Origin of the sequence: Kushneria pakistanensis, assembly GCF_014652795.1 — a bacterium.
Taxonomy (GTDB): domain Bacteria; phylum Pseudomonadota; class Gammaproteobacteria; order Pseudomonadales; family Halomonadaceae; genus Kushneria; species Kushneria pakistanensis.
This window is the reverse complement of the sequence record NZ_BMZM01000004.1, coordinates 145,034-167,082: the sequence shown is the minus strand read 5'-3', so window position 1 is coordinate 167,082 and position 22,049 is coordinate 145,034. Positions and strand designations below refer to the sequence as shown.

The following is a 22,049-nucleotide window of genomic DNA, read 5'->3' as shown; positions in this document are numbered from 1 at the left end:
CCGATGCCATGTCAGCGAATTTTCAGGGTAGCCAGACCCAGCAGTACCAGCACCACGGTAATGATCCAGAAACGGATAATGACGCGCGGCTCGGGCCATCCCTTCAATTCAAAGTGGTGATGCAGCGGCGCCATGCGGAAAATGCGTCGTCCGGTCAGCTTGAATGAAGCGACCTGCAGGATGACCGAGACGGTCTCCATGACAAACACACCGCCCATGATGAAAAGCACGATTTCCTGACGTACGGCCACAGCCACCACACCAAGCGCTGCGCCCAGCGCCAGCGCACCGACATCGCCCATGAAGACCTGGGCGGGATAGGTGTTGAACCAGAGAAAGCCAAGCCCTGCGCCAATGATGGTGCCACAGAAGACGGCCATCTCACCGGCACCGGGAACCGAGGGAATATGCAGATACTCGGCAAACATGGCATTACCACTGGCATAGGCAAAAACGCCCAGCCCCATGGCCACCAGCACGGTAGGCATGATCGCCAGACCATCCAGCCCGTCTGTCAGATTGACGGCGTTGGAACTGCCCACAATGACCAGATACGTCAGCAAAATGAAAAAGGGGCCGAGCTGAATCACGATGCTTTTGAAAAATGGCACGATCAGACTGGTTTCCACAGGTGACGACGCCGTGAAATACAGCGCAACGGCCACGGTCAGACCGATCACCGACTGCCACAGATACTTCCATTTGGCCGGCAGTCCGCGCGGGTTCTTCTCGACCACCTTGCGATAGTCATCCACCCAGCCGATGGCGCCAAAGCCCAGCGTTACCAGCAGAACAAGCCAGACATAGTGATTACCAAGATCTGCCCACAGCAGCGTGGATATCGCGATCGACAGCAGGATCATCACGCCCCCCATGGTGGGCGTGCCCGCCTTGGACAGATGCGACTGCGGGCCGTCATCACGAATGGCCTGTCCGATCTGACCGGCCACCAGCCGTCGAATGACCCAGGGGCCGATCATCAGAGACAATAAAAGCGCGGTCAGCGTGGCCAGAATCATCCGCAGCGTCAGATAACCGAAAACGCTGAAGCTGGTCTGAAAGGAAGCAAGCAGTTCGGCAAGAAAAAGCAACATTATAAGTATTCACCTGAAGATTCTGATCGAAGTGCATTGACCAGACGGTCCATGCCGGCGCTGAGGGAACCCTTGATCAGCACACTGGCACCTGAAGGCAGGGATTGACGGGCAAAATCGATCATCGATGCCCAGTCTTCGAAATGGCGTCCGCGCACACCAGCAGCCGTCGAAATGGCCCTGGCAGGTTCTCCGATCGTAACGACCAGATCAATATCGAGCTCGCGGGCATAGTGCCCCAGTGACTCATGGGCCTGGGCACTATAGTGACCCAGCTCGCCCATGGCGCCGAGAAAACACCATCGCGGCCCCGGGCGCTGCGCCAGGGTGTCCAGCGAGGCGCGCATGGCACCGGGGTTGGCATTGTAGCTGTCATCGATCAGCGTGGTGCCGCGAACGCCCTCGATCATTACCATCCGTCGGGCCACGCCTTCGGCCTCGTTCAGGGCGGCCAGTGAATGCAGTGGATCACAGCCCATGGCATGTGCCACGCCAGCCGCGCCCAGCGCATTCATGACGTTATGACGCCCCATCAGGGGTAGCACTACCTGACCGATCTCGTCACCATCGATACAAAGGGTAAACCGGTAAAAACCCGCGTCACTGACCAGATTGATGGCCTGAACGCGGGCGGGTACATCAATGCCAAAATCCAGAATATCGTGATGTGATGCCAGCGCGGCCCAGACAGGATAAAAGCGGTCATTGCGATTGAGTATTGCCACACCATCAGGCGACAGCCCAGACAGTATTTCCGCCTTGGCCTGAGCGATATGACCGGCGCTGCCGAATTCGCCGATATGGGCATCGGTGACGTTGTTGATCAACACGACATCCGGACGAGCCAGGGCCGTCGTCCAAGCAATTTCGCCGGTATGGTTGGCGCCGATTTCGATGACGGCCTGCGTACAGGTGTCATTCAGCTGCAAAAGGGTCAGCGGCACACCGATATCGTTATTGAGATTGCCGCGTGTGGCATGCACTGGCGCACTGCGTGACAAAATGGCTTCGCACAGGGCGCGCACGGTGGTCTTGCCGCTATTGCCGGTGATGGCCGCCAGCCGCCCCTGCCACTGCAAACGGTGATGACGGGCCAGAAGCCCCAGCGCCAGACGCGTATCAGGAACCACCAGCTGCGCGATGTCCACCGCAACCGGTGTATCGACAACGGCAGCAACGGCGCCCCTGTCATATGCCATTTCAAGAAAGTCATGACCATCAAAGCGCTCACCGCGAAGGGCCACGAACACATCACCCGACTGCAGGCTGCGGGTATCGGTGACAATACGACAGGCAGCCGCGCGCTTGAAATTACCCTGCGGATCGATAATGGCCTCAGGGCCAAGATGCAGCGCTTCAACGATCCGTGCCGGCGTATTACTCATGCCAGTGCGCCTCCAGTGCCAGGGATGCCACATCAACATCGCTGAAGGGATGGCGTACGCCCTGAATCTCCTGGTAGTTCTCGTGTCCCTTGCCAGCCAGCAGGATCACGTCTTTTGCCTTTGCACTGGCCACGACATCGGCAATGGCCCGGGCGCGCCCGGCCACTTCCCGAACGTGTGCCCCGGGAGGCATGTCGGCCATGATCATGCGGCGGATGTCGTCAGGCGATTCACTGCGAGGGTTATCGTCCGTCACCACTACTTCGTCCGCCAGCAGAGCAGCCACACCGCCCATCAGGGGACGCTTGCCACTATCGCGGTCGCCGCCACAGCCCAGCACGCACCAGAGCCTGCCCGGCACATGCTCACGCAGCGCCAGCAACGCATTGCGAAGCGCATCGGGGGTATGGGCGTAATCCACGACAACGGCGGGCGCGCCCGGGTGTGTGAGCAGCTGCATGCGCCCGGGCACTGGCGCAAGGCGGCCGGCGGCCTCCAGCAGTGCATCCAGCGGGCTACCCAGCCCGTACAATGTGGCAATGGCCAGCAGGACATTATCCAGATTGAAGCGCCCCATCAGCGGCAGTTTCAGGTTGCGCTCACCTTCCGGGGTCATGATCACGGCTTCCAGACCGAGACGCTCTGCCTGCCAGTGACGCACCTGAAAATCATGAGCGGCTTCACTGCCTGTTTTCAGCACCCTCACGCCCTGGCGCACCCCCGCCAGCATCAGGCGCGCGAGCGCGTCATCAGCATTGACGACCGCCAGCTCAAGCTCGGGACGCTGAAAAAGGCGCGCCTTGGCTGCCGCGTAGGCCGCCATGCTGGGGTGATAGTCCAGATGATCACGACTCAGATTGGTAAAGACGGCGGCCCGAACATGACAGCCGCTCAGGCGCTGCTGATCAAGGGCGTGAGAAGAGGCCTCCAGCGCTACACGTTCAACGCCGGCAACCGCCAGTTCACGCAGGCGCTGCTGTAGCGAGATCGCATCCGGCGTGGTTAGTCCGGCATGATCAAGCGCCCCGGGACGACCGCTGCCCAGCGTGCCGATCAGACCGGCCGGCACTGCCAGTGCCTCACTGAGGGCCGCGATGTAATGCGTGACCGAGCTCTTGCCATTGGTGCCGGTCACGGCAATCTGCTCCAGAGAATCCGGCACGCCCATGACCAGCGCCGCCAGCTGACCCAACCGCTCTGCCAGATGATCCAGCACCAGAAGATCGTCTGCACTTTCCTGCCATGGCGGTGCCACCAGAGACAGTGCGGCCCCCTTCTCACGAGCCTGAGCAATGTACTGACGGCCATCAACTCGCGTGCCGGGCAGGGCCACAAAGACGTCGCCGGGTTGAACATGGCGTGAATCCAGCACCAGCCGCGCATCATTGGACAGCTGTAACGTCCCGGCCTCGGGCCAGAGCCTTGCAATGGCATCGGCCAGCGTGCAGGTCGGCAAATCAGGCACCGGGCGCCTCCTTGCTCTGATCATCAGGGGGGATATCCAGAAGGCGTAGCGCGTTACCGGCCACTCTGGAGAAGATGGGCGCAGCCACCAGACCACCGTAGTACTGCTTGCCCTTGGGATTATCAATCGAAATCACGGTCACGATCCGCGGGTTGCTCGCCGGCGCGATGCCCACGAAATTGGAGCGATAGGCTTCTTTCTGGTAGCCGGTGTTGCCTACCTTTCTCACGGTGCCGGTCTTGCCAGCCACCCGATAACCATCCAGTGCCGCACGCGTGCCACCGCCGCCTGGCTCTACCACCGTCTCCATCATGCGGATCAGCTCATGGGAGGTTTTGGAAGACATTACCTGATGTCCTTCGGGCGGCTTGTTCAGCTTGAGCAGCGAAGGCGGCAGTTGCCTGCCGTCATTGGTGACCGCCGTATAAGCGCTGGCCAGCTGGACTGCATTGACCGACAGGCCGTAACCATAGGAAAGCGTGGCACGCTTGGCCTTTGACCAGCTAAAGGGCGATGGCAGGCTGCCATTGGCCTCACCGGGAAATCCAAGCCCTGTGGGGTGGCCGAGCTTCATCGAGTCATATACGTTCCAGATCGCATCATCCGGCAGCGCCAGGGCCATACGGGTCATGCCAATATTGGAGGAGTGGGTGATGACCCCGGTCATGTCCAGCTTGCCGAGATTGCGGAAGTCCTTGATGGTATAGCCATCCACCATCATCCAGCCGGGACTGGTATCCATGGGCGTATGCGGCGTGAACTTGCCCGACTCGAGCCCGGCGCTCATGGCCAGCGGTTTCATGACCGACCCGGGCTCGAAGGCATCGGTCAGTGAGCGGTTACGCAGCCCCGCCGGATCCACGCTGGTGCGATTGTTGGGGTTGTACGATGGCAGGCTGACCATGGCCAGCACCTCCCCGGTATGGGCATCCATCATGACCATGGTGCCACTGTCGGCGTTGTGCTCATTGACTGCTGCCTTGAGCTCGCGATAGGCCAGATACTGCAGGCGCAGATTGATCGAGAGCGTGACATCGCCGCCGGGATGGGCCTCACGGATCATGTGCAGGTCGCGTACCAGCTGGCCCTTTCGGTCCTGCAGCACGCGCCGCTGCCCCGGGCGACCGGACAGATAGCGGTCAAAGGCCAGCTCCAGTCCTTCCTGACCGTGATCATCGATATTGGTCATGCCGACCAGCTGCGAGGTGACCTCACCGGCCGGATAATAGCGCTTGTACTCGTGACGCCCGTGTACGCCCGGGATATCAAGTGCCAGCACGCGCGCGGCCGGTTCGGGCGTCACACGACGCTTCAGGTACATGAACTCCTTGTCACGATAGCTTTGCACCCGATCCATGAAAGCCGATGGCGGCTCCCCCAGCGCTTCTGCCAGCCGTGTCAGCTGTATGGGATCCTCGGGCAGATCCTTCGGGTTGGCCCACAGAGTGACCACCGGCGTGGACACCGCCAGCGGCTCGCCATCGCGATCGGTAATCATGCCGCGGTGGGCATCAATGCTCTGTACCCGGATAGTTCTGGAATCCCCCTGCCCCTGGAGAAACTGATGATCGACTACCTGTAAATAGATAATACGCCCCACCAGTACCGCCATGGCCACAAAGATGATCCCCAGCACCAGGCGATAACGCCAGGCCGGCATTGCCGTCACGTGGCTGGTGGCCGTATCACCGCCATACATGCGTGCATTGCGTCCGACGCGCCGCTTTTGTTCACTCATGGGCGCATGACTCTGGTGTGGTGAACGTCCGGCACATGCATCTCAAGGCGATCACGGGCCAGATTTTCGATACGTGAAGGGGTCGACCAGGTGCTCTCTTCCAGCAGCAGACGGCTCCAGACCGTCTGAAGCTGATCGTGTTCACGCTCCATGGTCTGCAGACGCGCGTACTGGGAACGCGTGTGATAGGCCGTACTGATGACACCCAGCGCCGACAAAATGACCAGCACCAGCAGCACCAGAATAATGATGTGAACCAGGGTCAGGCGAAGACGAAAGGGCCACTGCCACTGCCCGTGCGAAGACGAGCCCGGGGTGCGTTCAACCATATCGACTAGCGCTCCTGCCCAAGCTTTCGTGCCACACGCATGACCGCACTGCGGGATCGAACATTGAGCCCGGTTTCCTGCGCGTCCGGACGTATGGCCTTGCCAACGGGGGCCAGGTCACGATGAATCTGATCTTCACGTAACGGCATATGGCGCGGCAGGTGTTGATCACCACGCGACTTGTCGCGAATAAAGCGCTTGACCAGACGATCTTCCAGCGAATGAAAGCTGATCACGACCAGCCGGCCGTCAGGCGCCAGCGCATCAAGCGCGGCATCAAGGGCACGCTCAAGCTGACCCAGCTCGTCGTTGAGATGAATACGAATGGCCTGAAAGGCACGTGTTGCGGGGTGGCGTCCCTTTTCCCACGCCGGATGGGCCGTCTTCAAAAGCTCGGCAAGCTCCACGGTCCGGGTAATGGGGACTTCCTTGCGTCGGGCCACAACGGCGCGCGCCAGACGTTTGGCAAAGCGCTCCTCCCCCAGACGCTTGAACACATCTGCCATGTCGCGCTCGGATGTCTCGGCAATCCACTGGGCGGCACTGATGCCCGAATCGGGATCCATGCGCATATCCAGGGGGCCATCGCGCATGAAGCTGAAACCGCGACTGGCATCGTCAAGCTGGGGAGAGGACACACCGACATCCAGCAGGATGCCGGAGAGGTTGCCATGAACCCCCTGCTGGCGTGCCACCTCCCCCAGATCAGCAAAGGTGGCCCGGGCGATGCTGAACCGGGAATCCTCGATGGCCGCTGCGGCGGCAAGGGCATCAGGATCCCGATCGATGGCGAGCAGGCGTCCCTGATCACTCAGGCGATCAAGAATGGCGCGGGAGTGTCCGCCACGCCCGAAGGTGCCATCCAGATAGAGGCCGTCCGGCCGCTGAACGAGGGCATCGACGGCACCCTCAAGCAGGACGCTTTCATGCTTGTGGTCTTGCCGGATACCTGGGGTCTGATTCATGAGGGCTCAAGGGATGTTTCAAGGGAAAACAGGTGGGAGTCGGCCTGTAAGCCGGGTTCTGTCGAGAACAGTCATTCCTCTAGGACGTTCGTCACCGAACGCCTCAAGCAACCTACCCGAACCCAACGCGGGCCACGTCAACGGGTTCCTATTCGGTCTTGCTCCGGATGGGGTTTACCATGCCACGACCTGTTACCAGGCGCGCGGTGCGCTCTTACCGCACCCTTTCACCCTTGCCGTCGGCACCGAGAGTATCGGCACCGCTTGGGCGGTCTACTCTCTGCTGCACTTTCCGTCGGCTCGCGCCGCCCAGGCGTTACCTGGCATCCTGCCCTGTGGAGCCCGGACTTTCCTCCCCCGAACCCGAAGGTCCGGCGGCGACTGTCCGGCCGACTCCCAAGCGCGCAAGAATATCAGTGCCGGCCCCCCGCTCCAAGCGCGTTAACCATTTTTATCCTTGCGCTCGGATATCCGTGACGTACTGGCAACAATTATTTACGCGATACTCCATCCTTGAGCTGTTGTGCACGCTGATACCAGTCACTTTTACGTCCCCCCAGGATGCGTGTCGCGACACTGGCAGACTGCTTGACGCCCACACCTTCTTCCAGCAGTGACGAGAGCAGCTGATCGCCGTCAATCTGGCTGCTGTCGGCCAGTGCCTTTTCCGGTGCCGGCGCCATCATGACCACGAATTCGCCGCGCATCTGATCGGCATCCTCGGCCATGCGCTCAAGCAGCTCACGCGCCGTGCCATGCAAAAAGGTTTCAAAGGTCTTGGTCAGCTCGCGCGCAATGACGATGTGGCGCTCGCCAAACACGATCTCGATATCCTCCAGCAGCTGGCGAATACGGTGAGGCGACTCATACAGCACCAGGGTGACCGGCAGCTCGACGACATCGCCCAGACGCTGCCGCCGCCCCGAGCTTTTGGCCGGCAAAAAGCCCTCGAACAGAAAGCGCTCGGTCGGTAGCCCGGCAGCGCTCAGGGCCGTAATCAGGGCGCTGGGGCCCGGAATGGGAATGATGGTGTAATCCGCGGCGCGCAGCGCCTGCACCAGGCGATAGCCCGGATCGGAAATCAGCGGCGTGCCGGCATCACTGATCAACGCAACCCGCTGCCCGTCATCCAGAGCCTGCCGGATGCGCTCGATTCGTGAGGTTTCATTGTGCTCGTGAAGGGAGATCAGGGGCACACGCACCCCGATATGATCGAGCAGACGCACGCTGTGGCGGGTATCTTCAGCGGCGATCAGATCCGCCTGTGCCAGGGTATCCATGGCACGTCTGGAGAGGTCATCAAGGTTACCAATCGGTGTGGCAACCACGTACAATGCGCCCTTGCTAAAACTATTCATGTCATCACACTACACTGGTTCGGACGCGTTATTGCCTTCGGATTCGCCTGTGTCATGACAAAAAACATTACAGGCTCGACTGGAGCTGCATGGTACGCCGTGCAGTTCGCGGACGCCACGCTGTGGCGCCATCACGGAGACCGGCAAGAAAAGGAAATGCCCAGGCATGCGAACATCATTTACCAGACTGGCCGGCGCGGCCATGGTGGCACTTACACTGGCAGGCTGTGCCGGCACGTCGGGCATTGTTGATCGCTTTGGCGGTCAGTCCTCCGATGACCTCCTGCGTCAGGCCCAGCAGCAACAGGGACCGGAAGCCGCGGCCACCCGCCTCCAGGCCGCCGAGATGCTGCAGCGTCAGGGCGATAACACCCGCGCGCTGGAAGTGGCCAACGCTCTGGATCGGTCGGCACTTCCCGGTGACCAGCAGCTTCGCTGGGCACTGCTGACGTCACGCGCCGCACTGGACATGCAGGATCCGCAGACAGTTCTGGATGCCACGCGCATTCTGGATAGCGCCGCAGCGCTGCCGGACAATGAAAGAAACACGCTGCTTGAGCGTCGCGGCCTTGCCCAGGCCATGAACAATGAGCCCATGGAGGCGGCCCTCACCCTGACGGCCCTGCAGGAGCGCACGGGGGATACACAGCTTAATGACACCATCTGGCGTCAGCTCAATCGCCTTGACCCGGGTCAGCTCGACCAGCTCGCCCGCCAGGGCAGCGTGGCGGCCGGCTGGGTTGAACTGGCGCGGCTTCAGCGTCAGCAGGGTGCCAACATCAGCACGCTGACCGACGCCATCAACCAGTGGCAGTCCAACAATGCCCGGCATCCGGCATCGCGTCGTCTGCCAACGGATCTTAGCGCGCTGGATGAGATTCGCGATCAGGAAATTCGCAAGATTGCGGTATTTTTGCCCCAGAGTGGTCCGCTGGAATCCATTGCCACCGCAGTACGTGAAGGCATTCAGACGCGTGCCGATGATGTTCGCGACCAGGGCGGCCAGACCCCTGAACTGGTGTTTTATGACACCACCGGGCAGGACATGGAAAGCCTTTACGCGCGAGCCACCATGGAAGGCGCGCAGGCCGTGATCGGCCCGCTCAGCAAGGAGCAGGTATCGCAGCTGGAAACCCGCGATGCGGTCGCGCTGCCGACACTGGCCCTCAATTACGGCACCCATGATCACAACAGTGCCCGTAACCTGTTCCAGTATGGTCTTTCTGCCGAAGATGAAGCACGCCAGGCCGCACAGCGCGCGCAGCTTGACGGTCATCACAGGGCCGGCGTTCTGGTTCCCAACAATGAATGGGGCAGCCGCGTACTGGGGGCTTTCCAACAGTCCTGGCAGCAAAATGGCGGCGATCTGGTCAGCGTTCAGAACTATGACCCGTCAGCATCAGCCACCTCTTCGGTCAAGGCAGCCCTGAACGGCGGTCGTGGGCGTCCCGACATGCTTTTCCTGCTGGCACTGCCCGGCTATGCCCGCCAAGTGCCTCCTACGCTTGATTATTATGACGCCGCTGACCTGCCCATCTATGCGACCTCGCACGTCTATGAAGGCTCGCCCCAGCCAAGACTGGATCACGATCTTGATGATGTCATGTTCGTGGACATCCCCTGGCTGATTCCCGAAGCGGCAGCCGGTGGCAGTGACGCACTACCCTTTGAATCCACCCGCGAACGCCTTCTCCAGGATGATCAGCCGGCACTGATCAAGCTTCATGCCATGGGGGTTGATGCCTTTGAGCTGGCGCGTCGCCTGCCGGTCATGAACGCCATTGGTGGATTTGAGCTTTATGGTGCCACCGGCCGACTGGCGCCCGGTCAGGATGGTCGAATTGTTCGCACCCTGCCCTGGGCAGTGTTTCGTAACGGCCAGCCGGCCCTGCCCTGATACGCCGTGGCTTTCGGACCCTTCAGCAATCGCCAGCGCGGTCACGATATCGAGTCGTTGACCGCGCAGTGGCTTGAACAACAGGGGCTCGCTGTCATTGCCCGTAATCAGCATGTCCGAGGCGGCGAGACTGATCTCATCATGCGTGATGGCGAATATCTGGTCTTTATCGAAGTACGCTATCGCGCCAGCGCCTCCCACGGCTCCCCGCTTGAAACCATTACCCCTGCCAAGCAGCGAAAGCTGATCCGGGCTGCGCGTTTTTATCTGCTCGACAAGCGGTTATCATGCCCTTGCCGCTTCGATGCGGTAGGAGTTACGGGTGAGCCTCCCGACCGCTTGCGTTTTGAATGGGTCAAAAGTGCCTTTGACGCCTTTTGAGCCCTGGCGTGAAGCAGCGGGAATAAAACGCCATTTTACGATTTGAAGAGTGCCATGGACTTTCAATCACGCATCATCGATCACTTTAACGCCAGCATCGACGTCAAGACCTGGTCGAGCGAGGTCCTGCCGCCCTTCATTGAGGCTGCCAGCCAGATCATGGTACAAAGCCTGATCAATGACGGCAAGATCCTGACCTGCGGTAACGGGGGCAGCGCCGGCGACGCCCAGCACTTCTCCTCGGAACTGCTCAATCGCTTCGAACGCGAACGCCCCAGTCTGCCCGCGCTGGCATTGACCACGGACTCTTCAACCATCACCTCGATTGCCAACGATTACAGCTACAACGACGTCTTTTCCAAGCAGATTCGGGCGCTGGGTCAGCCTGGAGACGTCCTGCTGGCCATTTCGACCAGCGGCAATTCAGCCAATGTCATCCAGGCCATCCAGGCAGCGCATGATCGCGACATGACCGTGGTCGCCCTGACCGGGCGAGACGGCGGCAACATGGCCTCCCTGCTGGGTCAGGAAGATTGTGAAATTCGTGTCCCCGCCACCGTGACCGCCCGCATTCAGGAAGTGCACCTGCTGGTCATTCACTGTCTTTGCGACCTGATCGATCACCAACTCTTTGGCAGCAATGAATAAGCGCTCATTTTCCCGGTTAACAGGCGCCCTTCTTCTGGGTCTGACGCTGGCCACAAGTGGCTGCAGCACCATTACCGGCAGCAGTGGCTATGGTACGCGCACCAGCTACGCCATCGACCAGGACACACAGATTGCGCGAACGCTCTGGGACAGCATCCGGGCCGATGACAGTCTGGATAACAGTCATATCAACGTTGACGTTTACAACGGCTTTGTCCTGTTGACGGGTCAGGTGGGCAGCGATGCCCAGAAGGCTCGGACAAATGAACTGGCCACGCGTCTTCAGGGCGTTCGCCAGTTGCGCAACGAATTAAGCGTTGGTCCCAACAGCTCGACACAGCAGCGACTGCAGGATACCTGGGTCACTTCACGCGTGAAGGCGCGACTGGCCGCTGGCAAACGTATTGATAATGAGCGCGTCAGAATCCTGACAGAAAACGGTACGGTGTATCTGATGGGGATGGTTCGCCCCCATGAAGCGGACTACCTCGTACAGCTGGCTTCACAGACCAGTGGCGTGGAGCGCATCGTCAAGGTCTTTGAGTACATCAACACCTGAACATTCTGCGCAATCCATCTGCTGCACTGGCGGCGCATAAAAAACGGACCCGCCTTTTGGCGGGTCCGTTGGTATGACACTGTCAGAAAATGCCTACTTGATGACTTTCAGCGAAGGACGACCCTTGCGAGGACGCGGCGTGCCGTCATCATCATTGTCGTTGTCATCATCGCCATTGTCATCGTTCGTTCTCGCCACTGTTCCCAGGTGTGAGTCACGATCCTCGGAATCATCTTCATCCGGCTCGGCAACACCCGAGGCGTCATCCGGCATGACAGGTTCCTGGCCAAAGACCATGCCCACGCCGTTTTCACGCGCATAAATGGCGATGATGGCATCAATGGGCAGTTCAACAGTCATTGGCTGTCCGCCGAAACGTGCGTTGAAAGCGACCATGTCGTTTTCCATGAAGAGCTCTCGCACGGCGCCAGGGCCAATATTCAGAACAATCTGGCCATTCTGGACGAACTGCTCTGGTACTACCACGCCCGTACGTTCGGCATCGACAACGACATAAGGCGTGCAGTCGTTGTCCAGCAGCCACTGATACAACGCACGAATCAGGTAGGGACGGCTGGAATGCATGTTTTCACCTCACTGAAGAATGCATCAAAATGTCAGACCCTGCGCATCAATCAGTATTTTCTGTTGCAGGACATCACATGCCTGCAACGATTATCCGATCAGGTGCGAAGCTCGCGCTCCGATTCGAGAAGCGATGCCTTGAAGGCATCCCGCGCAAACAGCCTTTCCATATAGCCCATCAGTGGCTTGACCTGCTGCTCGGGCAGATCGACACCCAGCGCCGGTAGACGCCAGAGGATGGGCGCCAGACAGCAGTCTACCAGCGAAAATTCTTCGCTCATGAAAAACGGAATATCTTCGAAGATCGGGCTGATACCTATCAGACTTTCACGCAATTCCTTGCGCGCCTGCTCGACTTCCTTTTTGGAACCCGGCGACAGGATACGTTCCACCATCGGGCACCATTCACGCTCGATTCGGTGCATCCACAGGCGGCTCTGGGCACGCGCTACGGGATATACCGGCAATAGAGGCGGATGCGGAAAACGTTCATCTAGGTACTCCATCATGACCTTTGATTCATAGAGAACCAGATCACGATCGATCAGTGTCGGCACACTATTGTAGGGATTGAGATCCGCCAGCTCTGCTGGACGATGCTCATCGTTGACCTCAATGATATCAACGGAAATCCCCTTTTCGGCCAGCACGATCCTGACGCGATGGCTGTAATGGTCGTCACTGCCTGTATAGAACGTCATTGACGATCGTTTGGCCACAACACCCATAGAAAGTCCTCACTTTAATGACGAGCTGGATGATAACACGAGAGCACGCATCTCGGGTTGCCGGATTGGCAACCACAACGTTTCAACAAGTGTGGAAAAACGTTTTGCGGACACAAAAACGCCCGGGAAAGCACCCGGGCGTCCTGAGACATGACGTCGAAGCTTAACGCTTGGAGAACTGGGGACGACGACGTGCCTTGCGCAGACCCACTTTCTTACGCTCGACCATACGTGCATCACGCGTCACGTAGCCGGCGCTGCGCAGCGGGGCGCGCAGTTCTTCGTTGTATTCCATCAGGGCACGGGTAATGCCGTGACGAATGGCGCCTGCCTGAGCAGAGCCACCGCCGCCCTGAACGGTAACAAAAATATCGAACTGATTGGTCAGTTCAGTCAACTCCAGCGGCTGACGGACAACCATCTGCGCCGTAACGCGACCGAAGTATTCGTTGAGCTCACGCTTGTTGACCGTGATCTTGCCATTGCCCGGACGCAGGAAAACGCGTGCGGTAGAAGTCTTGCGGCGGCCTGTGCCGTAGTATTGCTGCTGTGCCATGAAAATGTTCCTTTAGAGATTCAGTGCCTGAGGTTGCTGCGCCGCATGAGGATGCTCACCACCGGCATAAACCTTGAGCTTGGAATACATGGCGCGACCCAGCGGGCCCTTGGGCAGCATTCCCTTGACAGCGATTTCGAGAACGCGCTCCGGAGCATGATCGATCATCTGCTCGAAGTTCATCGAACGCAGGCCGCCCGGGTAACCGGTATGGCGATAATACTGCTTGGCAAAGGACTTCTTGCCGGTCACACGAACCTTCTCGGCGTTGACGACAACGATGTAGTCACCGGTATCAACGTGAGGGGTATATTCGGCCTTGTGCTTGCCACGCAGACGGCGGGCAATCTCGGTAGCCAGTCGACCCAGAGTCTTGTCTGCAGCATCGACGACATACCAGTCGCGCTGCACGGACTGCGGTTTGGCGCTGAACGTCTTCATGTATGAATCACCATGGTTGTGGCGAGAGCGTGACTGCTGCCCTGCCAATCCCTATTTTTCTTGGTTGTTGCCTCTGCAGGCAAGGACAACAACGATAAGCGAGCGCGCATTGTACAGAGCCCACGCTCGCCAGACAAGGAGTAATCACATTCAGGGCTTGTGCGTCAACGCCAGATAATCACTTGACTGCATCTCCTGTAGACGCGATACCGTGCGCTCGAACTCAAAGGCAAGCTCTCCTCCACTGTAGAGTGACTCGGGTTCGGCATCTGCCGACATCACCAGCTTGACGGCGCGATCATAAAACTCGTCCACCATGTTGATAAAGCGCCGCGCCTGATCCTCGATGGCTGCCCCCATGATCGGCACATTGGAGATCAGCACGCTGTGATACTGGCGTGAGAGTTCGATATAGTCGTTCTGACTGCGTGGCCCGTCGCACAGTGTCCTGAAGTCGAACCAGACCACGCCTTCATGGCAGCGACGCGCCTGCAGGGCACGGCCGTTGATACGTAACGTTTCTTCTTCTCCGGCCTCACCAGCAAGGTGAATGAAGCTCTCCTGCAAAGCCTTGTCGGCACTGTCACCGGCCGGCGTATGAAAGATCTCCTCGCGAGTCAGAGTACGCATTCGATAATCAATGCCCGCATCCACATTGACTACCTCACAGTAGCGGTTGAGCAGGTCGATGGCGGGCAGGAAACGGTCACGCTGCAGGCCGTTTTTATACAACTCGTCCGGCACGATATTGGACGTGGTCACCAGCACTACGCCCTGCGCGAAAAGAGCATCGAGCAGATTGCCCAGAATCATGGCATCGGTAATATCCTTGACGAAAAACTCGTCAAGACAGATGACCCTGGCTTCTCCGGCAAGTTTTGCAGCCACCTGGGTCAGCGGATTTTTCTGACCCTTGTGAATTTCCAGCTCCTTGTGCACACGCTGCATGAAGCGATGAAAGTGCGTACGCATCTTGTCATCAAAGGGCAGGCTGTCATGGAAGGTATCCACAAGCCATGTCTTGCCCCGGCCTACCCCGCCCCAGAAATACAGGCCCTTGATATCCGGCTCGGCAGGTGCCGTGGGCGCCGGGGCACTCTTTTTACCGAAAAGACCCGACATCCTTGATTTGAGCCCGCTGTCGGCCGTCGTTGCTGAAGGCTTCGGCCGCGGTCTGTTCGTCAGCGCTTCATAAAGACGCTGCAGATGCTCGACTGCCTTTTCCTGGGAGCTGTCATGCTGAAAGCCTTCACGTTCAAGGTCCTGCCGGTACTGTTCACGCGGGGAAAGTCTGGACATATTGTTCGGTGCCTTGCAGAAATCGGGTGCCCATGATTGTACATCGTGGCGAAGACTGATTCGCCACGATGGCGATGCTTCATCATCGCTGATGAGCATGATTATGTCGTGAGTGAATTGACCCGAACAACACGACGCCTTCTATAATGACCCATCGCATGGTCACGCCGGTCGTGCGTGCAATCAGCATCGAAGAGGGGAATATTGGTGAACGAAGGCAATATTGATTGGGTAGTCGCCATCGTGGCGCTGCTGGCAGGCATCGCTATCGGCGTGTTGATCCGCCACTTCTCGGGCTCGGAGAGAACGACCAGCCAAAGACTCAAGCAGAGACTGGCTGAAACCGAACTTGAGCTCAATGGGCTTCGCGAGAATGTGAATACACATTTCGCCGACGTCATGACCCTGGCGCAAAACATTACCCGCCAGAGTGAAGAGCTTCAGACGCGACTCGGCACTGATGCCGCCACCATGACCAGCGACCCGGCACTCAAGCGTCAGCGCCAGGTCGATACGCCTCAGGAATCAGAGGAAGACACAACGGCCCTTCACATTCCACGCGACTATGCCGACAGCAGCGGCACGCTGGATGAAAGCTACGGGCTGCGTCAGAAGCAGGAGAGTGAAAGCAAGGACCCGCAGCCGCCTCGCTATTGATCTGACGACAGCTGCCGGGACATCGGTAGCCGCTACACCGGATTTTCGATATCGACAAAGCGGTGCTCGACATCATGCTGCTGCGCCAGCCACTCGCCCAGGGCGCGAATACCGTCGCGTTCGGTCGCGTGGTGGCCGGCAGCATAGTAGGTAATTCCCATTTCCCGCGCCAGATGCGTCGTTCGCTCGGACACCTCACCGGATACGAAAGCGTCCATGCCAGCCTCTGCGGCCTCGATGATCATGTCCTGCGCGCCTCCCGTGCACCATGCAATACGCCTGACGGGGCGGTCATGCCCACAGATCATCAATGGCGTGTGGTCAAGTCGAGTACGCAACAGCTCGGCAAGTGCCTGCTGTGAGCAGACTTCCATGGTGCCGTGATATAGAAGCCCCTGCCCCACTTCTCCGTTGAGTACGCCCTCTACCTGCCATCCCATGCGCTCGGCCAGCAACACGTTATTGCCAAGCGTGGCATGGGCATCCAGCGGCAGATGCCAGGCTACCAGATTGATGTCATGCGCCAGCAACGTGGCAATGCGACGCTGCTTCATGCCCGTAATGGCTACCGGCTCGTTTTTCCAGAAATAGCCATGGTGCACCAGTACCATATCGGCCTGCCATGCAACGGCCTCATCGAGCAGCGCCTGACTGGCCGTGACCCCGCTCATGATGCGTGTGACCTGGTCGCGCCCCTCAACCTGCAGCCCATTGACGGTAAAGTCCTTGAAACGCTCGGGAGCAAGCAGTGCCTGCATGTCATCCAGCAATACCTTGCGCGCGGTCATGTCTGATCTCCTGCCCATTAATTTCTGAAAGTGACAACGCCGGCATCAGACATTGCTGATGCCTCGGTGATAAACTCGCCCAACATTTATACGACATTCCGATCTGCCTTCAGGGGGTAACCCCCAAAGCCAGATGCCGGACCCGAATCATCTGCAAGTCTGCAGCCATGCGCTGCCTGTTTCAAAAAGGATGTTGTCATGCGCCGTTTTCTGGTGCCCCTGATCTGGCCTGTCGTCTGTGGCGTACTGCTGGCGATGGTATTGCTGGACCACATGCCACAGATCATTGACAGTGGAGAGCATCTTGCCAGTCCTGCCCGGCAGGAGCAGGTGGTTTCTCCACCTTCCATGCCGGTCTCCACACCGCCAGTACAGCGCACCCCACCAGTAACACGTGAAGCCACACCATTGCAGCGGGGCCCCGGCACGGCAAGCTACGCCGATGCCGTACAGCGCGCAGCACCTGCTGTGGTCAATGTCTATTCGTCACGGCTGGTCGAGCGCGACCAGCATCCGCTGATGTCGGACCCCTTTTTCGAACAGTTCTTTGGCAACAGCCAATCAGGCCGGCGGCGCATGCTGTCCAGTCTCGGTTCGGGCGTCATCGTCAGCGACGAAGGCTATATCCTGACCAACAATCACGTTATCAGCGGCGCCGATGAAGTACAGGTTGCCCTGCGGGACGGCCGTGAAACGCTGGCAACTGTCATCGGTACCGATCCGGAAACGGATCTGGCGGTACTCAAGATTGATCTCGAAAAGCTGCCGGTCATTGATCTTGCCGATGCAACCAACACGCGCGTCGGCGACATTGCCCTGGCCATCGGCAATCCCTTCGGCGTGGGACAGACCGTGACCATGGGCATTATCAGCGCCACCGGACGCAATCATCTGGGCCTCAACGCCTACGAGGATTTCATCCAGACGGACGCCGCCATCAATCCCGGCAACTCGGGTGGTGCTCTGGTCAATGCAGAAGGCGCGCTCGTCGGTATTAATACGGCGATCTTTTCGCGCACCGGCGGGTCACAGGGCATCGGCTTTGCCATCCCTACCAACCTGGCGCATGGCATTCTCAATGACCTGGTCACTCGCGGGCGAGTCGTCAGGGGCTGGCTGGGTATCGAGGCCAGGGAGGTAAGCTCCAGTCTGGCCGCATCGCTGGATATCAATGCCCCGCGCGGGGTCGTGGTGTCGGATGTGGTGGAAGGCGGCCCGGCAGCACAGGCCGGCATCCGGGTAGGCGATCTGATTCTTTCGATGGCCGGCAAACCGCTACTGGATGCCCAGACCGCCATGGTGGATATCGCAGAGATCGAGCCCGGCAAGCAGCTACCGGTAGAGCTTTATCGTAGCGGCAAACGGTTCAAGGTCAACGTCAGCGTGGGGGAGCGTCCCAGCCGGCCGGTGACGCCGGTACAGCCCGACAGCTGACCGGCGATTGATGGCTGAAACGCTCTTGAGTCAGTGCTTGTCGCTATCGATACGGTTTTCAGCCGAGCGAGCGTGTGCTGTCAGCGACTCCCCTCTGGCCAGTACCGACGCCGTGCGTCCCAGTGTTGAAGCCCCCTGGGGTGAACACTGAATCAGCGAAGAGCGCTTCTGAAAATCATACACGCCCAGCGGAGAGGAAAAACGCGCTGTACCGGAGGTCGGGAGCACGTGGTTGGGACCGGCGCAATAATCGCCCAGCGCCTCGGCCGTATAGCGGCCCATGAAGATGGCACCGGCATGGCGCACCTGCTCGACCAGCCGCTGTGGCTCTTCCACTGACAGCTCCAGATGCTCTGGTGCGATACGATTAACCAGCGACAATGCCTGCGTCTCGTCATCTACCAGCACCAGCGCCCCACGACGGGAAAGCGATGCGCGAACGATCTCGGCACGCTCCAGCGTGGGCAGCAAACGCTCGATACTTTCCGCCACTGCCTCCAGGTGCCGTGCATCCCAGCTGATCAGCATGGCCTGGGCATCCTCATCGTGCTCGGCCTGCGAGAAAAGATCCATGGCCAGCCAATCCGGGTCGGTGCCCCCGTCAGAGACCACCAGGATTTCCGAGGGGCCGGCGATCATGTCAATGCCAACCTGCCCGAATACGGCGCGCTTGGCCGTGGCCACAAAGATATTGCCCGGCCCCACGATCTTGTCGACCTTCGGGATCGTTTCAGTGCCATAGGCCAGTGCCGCCACGGCCTGGGCACCGCCAATGGTAAAGACGCGAGCAACGCCGGCCACATGAGCCGCTGCCAGCACCAGCTCATTGAGCACGCCATCCGGCGTGGGGACGACCATGACGATGTCTTCCACACCGGCCACGTGCGCCGGAATCACGTTCATCAGCACCGAAGAGGGATAGGCCGCCTTGCCACCCGGGACATAAACACCGGCCCGGTCCAGTGGCGTTACCTTCTGACCCAGCATGGTGCCGTCCGCTTCCTGATAGGACCAGGACTCGGGCTTTTGGCGTTCGTGATAGGCGCGGATGCGATCAGCTGCCACTGCCAGTGCCTGTCGCTGCTCTTCCGGCAAGCCCTCCCACGCCTGCGCCAGTCGATCGGCCGTCAGCGTCAGTGCTGACATGTCCTGAACATCAAGCCGATCAAACCGACGGGTCAGTTCGATCACGGCAGCATCGCCACGACGGCGAACGTCGGCGATGATGCTGTCCACGCTTTGCTGTATCTCGGCGCTGGAAACGCTTTCCCAGTCCAGAAGCGCATTCAGTCGGGACTCAAAATCCGGCTGCTGTGTAGAAAGTCGCTGTATGCTCTGATTGTCCATCACGCCAGAATTACTCCTTGCATCCCGGCTCGCGCCGGAGAGTGTCACGCTGCATCAGGGGGGTGATCTCCTGCTTCGCCAATGCGGCGAAGAACCGTGCGAATCAGACAGGCTCAGGACGTCACGTCACTCTGGCGACGTGCCGCCACCGCCTGGCCCAGACGTTCGATCAACGGTCCAAGCCGCGCATGTTCCACGGTCATGGACGCCTTGTTGACGACCAGACGCGTACTGATATCGGCGATCAGCTCACGCGGCGCCATGCCGTTGGCTCGCAGGGTATTGCCGGTATCGACAATATCAACGATCTCGTCGGCAAGGTTCATCAGCGGGGCCAGTTCCATCGCGCCGTAAAGCTTGATGACCTCTGCCTGAATACCCAGGCCCGAATAGTAGCGCCGGGCAATATTGACGAACTTGGTCGCCACACGGCGCCGGGCGCGCCCGGGCGTGACGCCTTCAATACCGGCTGTCATCAGGCGACAGCGCGAAATATCCAGGTCCAGAGGCTCATAGAGCCCCTGGGCGCCATGCTCGAGCAGAACGTCCTTGCCGGCCACACCGACATCGGCGGCCCCCATCTGCACATAGGTGGGTACGTCCACGGCACGCAGGATCACCAGCTTGACGTTTTCAAGCGTGGTATCGAACAGCAGCTTTCGGCTCTTGTCGAGCGGCTCCAGCGGCTCAATGCCGGCATCGGCCAGCAGTGGCAGCGTTTCCTTGAGGATTCGCCCCTTGGAGAGCGCCAGTATCAGCGGTTTACTCATGTGATCTTCATTGGCTGCAAAAATGAATCGGCATGACGTGTATCGTACGGCCCCTAACGCGGCACGCGACGAATACGCGCCCCCATCAGCTGAAGCTTTTCCTCGATGCACTCATAACCACGATCGATATGGTAGATACGATCCACCACCGTTTCACCTTCAGCCACCAGGGCCGCAATGACAAGGCTGGCAGAGGCACGAAGATCGGTAGCCATGACAGGGGCACCGCTCAAGCGCTCGACACCGTTGACCAGCGCCGTATTGCCCTCAAGGGAGATGTCCGCCCCCATGCGGTTGATTTCCTGCACATGCATGAAACGATTTTCAAAGATGGTCTCAACGACGCGGCCACTGCCTTCGGCCACGGCGTTCAACGCCACAAACTGTGCCTGCATGTCGGTCGGAAAGGCCGGATAGGGGGCCGTGCGAATGTTGACGGCCTTCGGCCGGCGGCCATGCATGTCCAGCGAGATCCAGCCATCACCGGTTTCGATCTCGGCGCCGGCTTCTTCCAGCTTGAGCAGTACCGCCTCCATGGTATCGGCACGGGCGTTACGCACCCGGACCCTGCCACGGGTAGCCGCCGCGGCGACCAGAAAGGTGCCGGTTTCGATGCGATCGGGCATGACGTCATAGTGACAGCCGTGCAGACGTTTAACGCCGTCGATGGTAATCGTGCTGCTGCCATGGCCGCTGATATTTGCGCCCATCGCGATCAGACACTCGGCCAGATCGACGATTTCAGGCTCACGGGCGGCGTTTTCCAGCACGGTACGGCCATCGGCCAGGGTGGCAGCCATCAGAAGATTTTCCGTTCCCGTGACCGTGACCGTATCCATCACGATATGGGCGCCTTTCAGCCCCCCGGGCGCCCTGGCACGAATGTAGCCGCCTTCCACCCTGATATCGGCGCCCATCGCCTGCAGACCACGAATATGCAGATCCACCGGACGCGAGCCAATGGCACAACCGCCAGGCAGTGAAACATCTGCCGTACCAAAGTGGGCCAGCAGTGGGCCCAGCACCAGAATCGAGGCGCGCATCTTCTTGACCAGGTCATAAGGGGCGTGACAGTCCCTGACGCGGCCATCGAGCTGGATGCTCATCTTCTCGCCCATGATGGGCTCGACCCCCATCCGCCCCAACAATTCGAGCGTGGTGGTGATGTCCTGCAGATGCGGCAGATTGCCGATGATAACCGGCTCATCGGCCAGCAATGTGGCGGCAAGGATGGGCAGGGCCGAATTCTTGGCACCCGAGGTCCAGACCTCGCCGGACAGCGGCCGACCACCGCTGATAATCAGTTTATCCATTCACCAGGCTTCCACGGCAATCAGGCACGATCTGAATCAGGTGACGCCTCGGCCCACTGGGCCGGTGTCAGGGTCCTGATAGTAATGGCATGCAGCGCACCGCTGGCAATCTCTTCAGAAAGGGCGGCATAAATGAGCTGCTGACGCTTGACGGGTGACATGCCTTCAAAAACACCACCAATGGCAGTGACCTGAAAATTGCATCCTTCTCCCTGAATGTGAAATTCACATCCTTCAATTCGCGCCTCAAGCAGGCGTTTGACTTCATCAGGCTGCATGGTGACTCCTTCGCTGGCTTGTTGGGCGCCAATG

The 22,049-nt window shown here is 59.5% G+C and carries 23 protein-coding genes and 1 other RNA gene; 6 read left to right on the top strand and 18 right to left on the bottom strand.

Annotated elements, in window-relative coordinates; translation table 11 throughout:
• Positions 1 to 11: 11 nt before the first annotated feature.
• The 8 genes from mraY to rsmI form a co-directional block, all read right to left on the bottom strand.
• Positions 12 to 1,094 carry a phospho-N-acetylmuramoyl-pentapeptide-transferase gene (gene mraY, locus IE123_RS14325; RefSeq protein ID WP_189519439.1) on the bottom strand — a complete coding sequence of 361 codons (1,083 nt, stop codon included), beginning with the start codon at positions 1,092 to 1,094 and terminating at the stop codon, positions 12 to 14.
• Entirely contained in the window at positions 1,094 to 2,479 is a 1,386-nt protein-coding gene (locus IE123_RS14320; RefSeq protein WP_189519437.1) for a UDP-N-acetylmuramoyl-tripeptide--D-alanyl-D-alanine ligase, read from the bottom strand. Before IE123_RS14320 ends, mraY begins: the two co-directional genes overlap by 1 nt.
• Entirely contained in the window at positions 2,472 to 3,944 is a 1,473-nt protein-coding gene (locus IE123_RS14315) for a UDP-N-acetylmuramoyl-L-alanyl-D-glutamate--2,6-diaminopimelate ligase (RefSeq protein WP_373295806.1), read from the bottom strand. Before IE123_RS14315 ends, IE123_RS14320 begins: the two co-directional genes overlap by 8 nt.
• Positions 3,937 to 5,682: a peptidoglycan D,D-transpeptidase FtsI family protein gene (locus IE123_RS14310; RefSeq protein WP_189519433.1), complete on the bottom strand. Its 1,746-nt coding sequence runs from the start codon at positions 5,680 to 5,682 to the stop codon at positions 3,937 to 3,939. The genes IE123_RS14315 and IE123_RS14310 overlap by 8 nt, the downstream gene beginning before the upstream one ends.
• Complete coding sequence (gene ftsL / locus IE123_RS14305; RefSeq protein WP_189519431.1) at positions 5,679 to 6,011, bottom strand: cell division protein FtsL; 333 nt, start codon at positions 6,009 to 6,011, stop codon at positions 5,679 to 5,681. The genes IE123_RS14310 and ftsL overlap by 4 nt, the downstream gene beginning before the upstream one ends.
• 5 nt (positions 6,012 to 6,016) lie before the next feature.
• On the bottom strand, positions 6,017 to 6,976 hold the full coding sequence (gene rsmH, locus IE123_RS14300) for a 16S rRNA (cytosine(1402)-N(4))-methyltransferase RsmH (protein WP_189519429.1): 960 nt from the start codon (positions 6,974 to 6,976) through the stop codon (positions 6,017 to 6,019).
• 31 nt (positions 6,977 to 7,007) lie between these two features.
• Positions 7,008 to 7,373, bottom strand: an RNA gene (gene rnpB / locus IE123_RS14295) — RNase P RNA component class A.
• A gap of 94 nt (positions 7,374 to 7,467) precedes the next feature.
• A complete protein-coding gene (gene rsmI, locus IE123_RS14290; protein WP_189519427.1) occupies positions 7,468 to 8,334 on the bottom strand; it encodes a 16S rRNA (cytidine(1402)-2'-O)-methyltransferase in 867 nt (288 codons plus the stop codon).
• Positions 8,335 to 8,500: 166 nt separating this feature from the next.
• On the opposite strand from rsmI, the gene IE123_RS14285 reads away from it, so the two are divergent.
• From IE123_RS14285 to IE123_RS14270, 4 genes are read left to right on the top strand one after another with little or no spacing between them, the layout of a single operon-like run.
• Complete coding sequence (locus IE123_RS14285; RefSeq protein WP_189519425.1) at positions 8,501 to 10,231, top strand: penicillin-binding protein activator; 1,731 nt, start codon at positions 8,501 to 8,503, stop codon at positions 10,229 to 10,231.
• A gap of 6 nt (positions 10,232 to 10,237) precedes the next feature.
• On the top strand, positions 10,238 to 10,612 hold the full coding sequence (locus tag IE123_RS14280) for a YraN family protein (RefSeq protein ID WP_189519423.1): 375 nt from the start codon (positions 10,238 to 10,240) through the stop codon (positions 10,610 to 10,612).
• A gap of 54 nt (positions 10,613 to 10,666) precedes the next feature.
• Positions 10,667 to 11,260 carry a phosphoheptose isomerase gene (locus IE123_RS14275; protein WP_189519422.1) on the top strand — a complete coding sequence of 198 codons (594 nt, stop codon included), beginning with the start codon at positions 10,667 to 10,669 and terminating at the stop codon, positions 11,258 to 11,260.
• Positions 11,253 to 11,819, top strand: coding sequence for a BON domain-containing protein (locus IE123_RS14270; RefSeq protein ID WP_189519420.1), 567 nt, complete (start codon positions 11,253 to 11,255; stop codon positions 11,817 to 11,819). Before IE123_RS14275 ends, IE123_RS14270 begins: the two co-directional genes overlap by 8 nt.
• Positions 11,820 to 11,912: 93 nt before the next feature.
• Here the strand turns inward: IE123_RS14270 and IE123_RS14265 are convergent, their stop codons facing one another.
• The 5 genes from IE123_RS14265 to zapE all read right to left on the bottom strand — a co-directional run bounded on the left by IE123_RS14265 (position 11,913) and on the right by zapE (position 15,428).
• Positions 11,913 to 12,404 carry a ClpXP protease specificity-enhancing factor gene (locus tag IE123_RS14265; RefSeq protein WP_189519418.1) on the bottom strand — a complete coding sequence of 164 codons (492 nt, stop codon included), beginning with the start codon at positions 12,402 to 12,404 and terminating at the stop codon, positions 11,913 to 11,915.
• A 98-nt stretch (positions 12,405 to 12,502) separates the two neighbouring features.
• Positions 12,503 to 13,132, bottom strand: coding sequence for a stringent starvation protein SspA (sspA, locus tag IE123_RS14260; protein ID WP_189519416.1), 630 nt, complete (start codon positions 13,130 to 13,132; stop codon positions 12,503 to 12,505).
• A gap of 163 nt (positions 13,133 to 13,295) precedes the next feature.
• Entirely contained in the window at positions 13,296 to 13,688 is a 393-nt protein-coding gene (gene rpsI / locus IE123_RS14255; RefSeq protein WP_108843839.1) for a 30S ribosomal protein S9, read from the bottom strand.
• A gap of 12 nt (positions 13,689 to 13,700) precedes the next feature.
• The gene (gene rplM, locus IE123_RS14250; RefSeq protein ID WP_189519414.1) at positions 13,701 to 14,129 is read right to left on the bottom strand and encodes a 50S ribosomal protein L13; all 429 of its coding nucleotides are present in this window, start codon (positions 14,127 to 14,129) and stop codon (positions 13,701 to 13,703) included.
• Between the two features lie 150 nt (positions 14,130 to 14,279).
• Entirely contained in the window at positions 14,280 to 15,428 is a 1,149-nt protein-coding gene (zapE, locus tag IE123_RS14245; RefSeq protein WP_189519413.1) for a cell division protein ZapE, read from the bottom strand.
• Positions 15,429 to 15,635: 207 nt separating this feature from the next.
• On the opposite strand from zapE, the gene IE123_RS14240 reads away from it, so the two are divergent.
• The gene (locus tag IE123_RS14240; RefSeq protein WP_189519411.1) at positions 15,636 to 16,085 is read left to right on the top strand and encodes a Z-ring associated ZapG family protein; all 450 of its coding nucleotides are present in this window, start codon (positions 15,636 to 15,638) and stop codon (positions 16,083 to 16,085) included.
• Between the two features lie 32 nt (positions 16,086 to 16,117).
• Here IE123_RS14240 and IE123_RS14235 read toward each other — a convergent pair whose 3' ends face one another.
• Positions 16,118 to 16,873 (bottom strand): Nif3-like dinuclear metal center hexameric protein, encoded by a 756-nt coding sequence (locus IE123_RS14235; RefSeq protein WP_189519409.1) that lies wholly within the window; start codon positions 16,871 to 16,873, stop codon positions 16,118 to 16,120.
• A 198-nt stretch (positions 16,874 to 17,071) separates the two neighbouring features.
• On the opposite strand from IE123_RS14235, the gene IE123_RS14230 reads away from it, so the two are divergent.
• Positions 17,072 to 18,307: a Do family serine endopeptidase gene (locus tag IE123_RS14230; protein ID WP_189519407.1), complete on the top strand. Its 1,236-nt coding sequence runs from the start codon at positions 17,072 to 17,074 to the stop codon at positions 18,305 to 18,307.
• Positions 18,308 to 18,337: 30 nt separating this feature from the next.
• On the opposite strand, the gene hisD is transcribed toward IE123_RS14230, so the two are convergent.
• The 4 genes from hisD to IE123_RS14210 form a co-directional block, all read right to left on the bottom strand.
• Positions 18,338 to 19,654: a histidinol dehydrogenase gene (gene hisD, locus IE123_RS14225; RefSeq protein ID WP_189519814.1), complete on the bottom strand. Its 1,317-nt coding sequence runs from the start codon at positions 19,652 to 19,654 to the stop codon at positions 18,338 to 18,340.
• 113 nt (positions 19,655 to 19,767) lie between these two features.
• The gene (hisG, locus tag IE123_RS14220; protein WP_189519405.1) at positions 19,768 to 20,424 is read right to left on the bottom strand and encodes an ATP phosphoribosyltransferase; all 657 of its coding nucleotides are present in this window, start codon (positions 20,422 to 20,424) and stop codon (positions 19,768 to 19,770) included.
• Between the two features lie 53 nt (positions 20,425 to 20,477).
• Positions 20,478 to 21,737, bottom strand: a complete 1,260-nt coding sequence (murA, locus tag IE123_RS14215) for a UDP-N-acetylglucosamine 1-carboxyvinyltransferase (protein WP_189519403.1) — start codon at positions 21,735 to 21,737, stop codon at positions 20,478 to 20,480.
• 20 nt (positions 21,738 to 21,757) lie between these two features.
• Positions 21,758 to 22,015 carry a BolA family protein gene (locus IE123_RS14210; protein WP_189519401.1) on the bottom strand — a complete coding sequence of 86 codons (258 nt, stop codon included), beginning with the start codon at positions 22,013 to 22,015 and terminating at the stop codon, positions 21,758 to 21,760.
• Between the last annotated feature and the right edge of the window lie 34 nt (positions 22,016 to 22,049).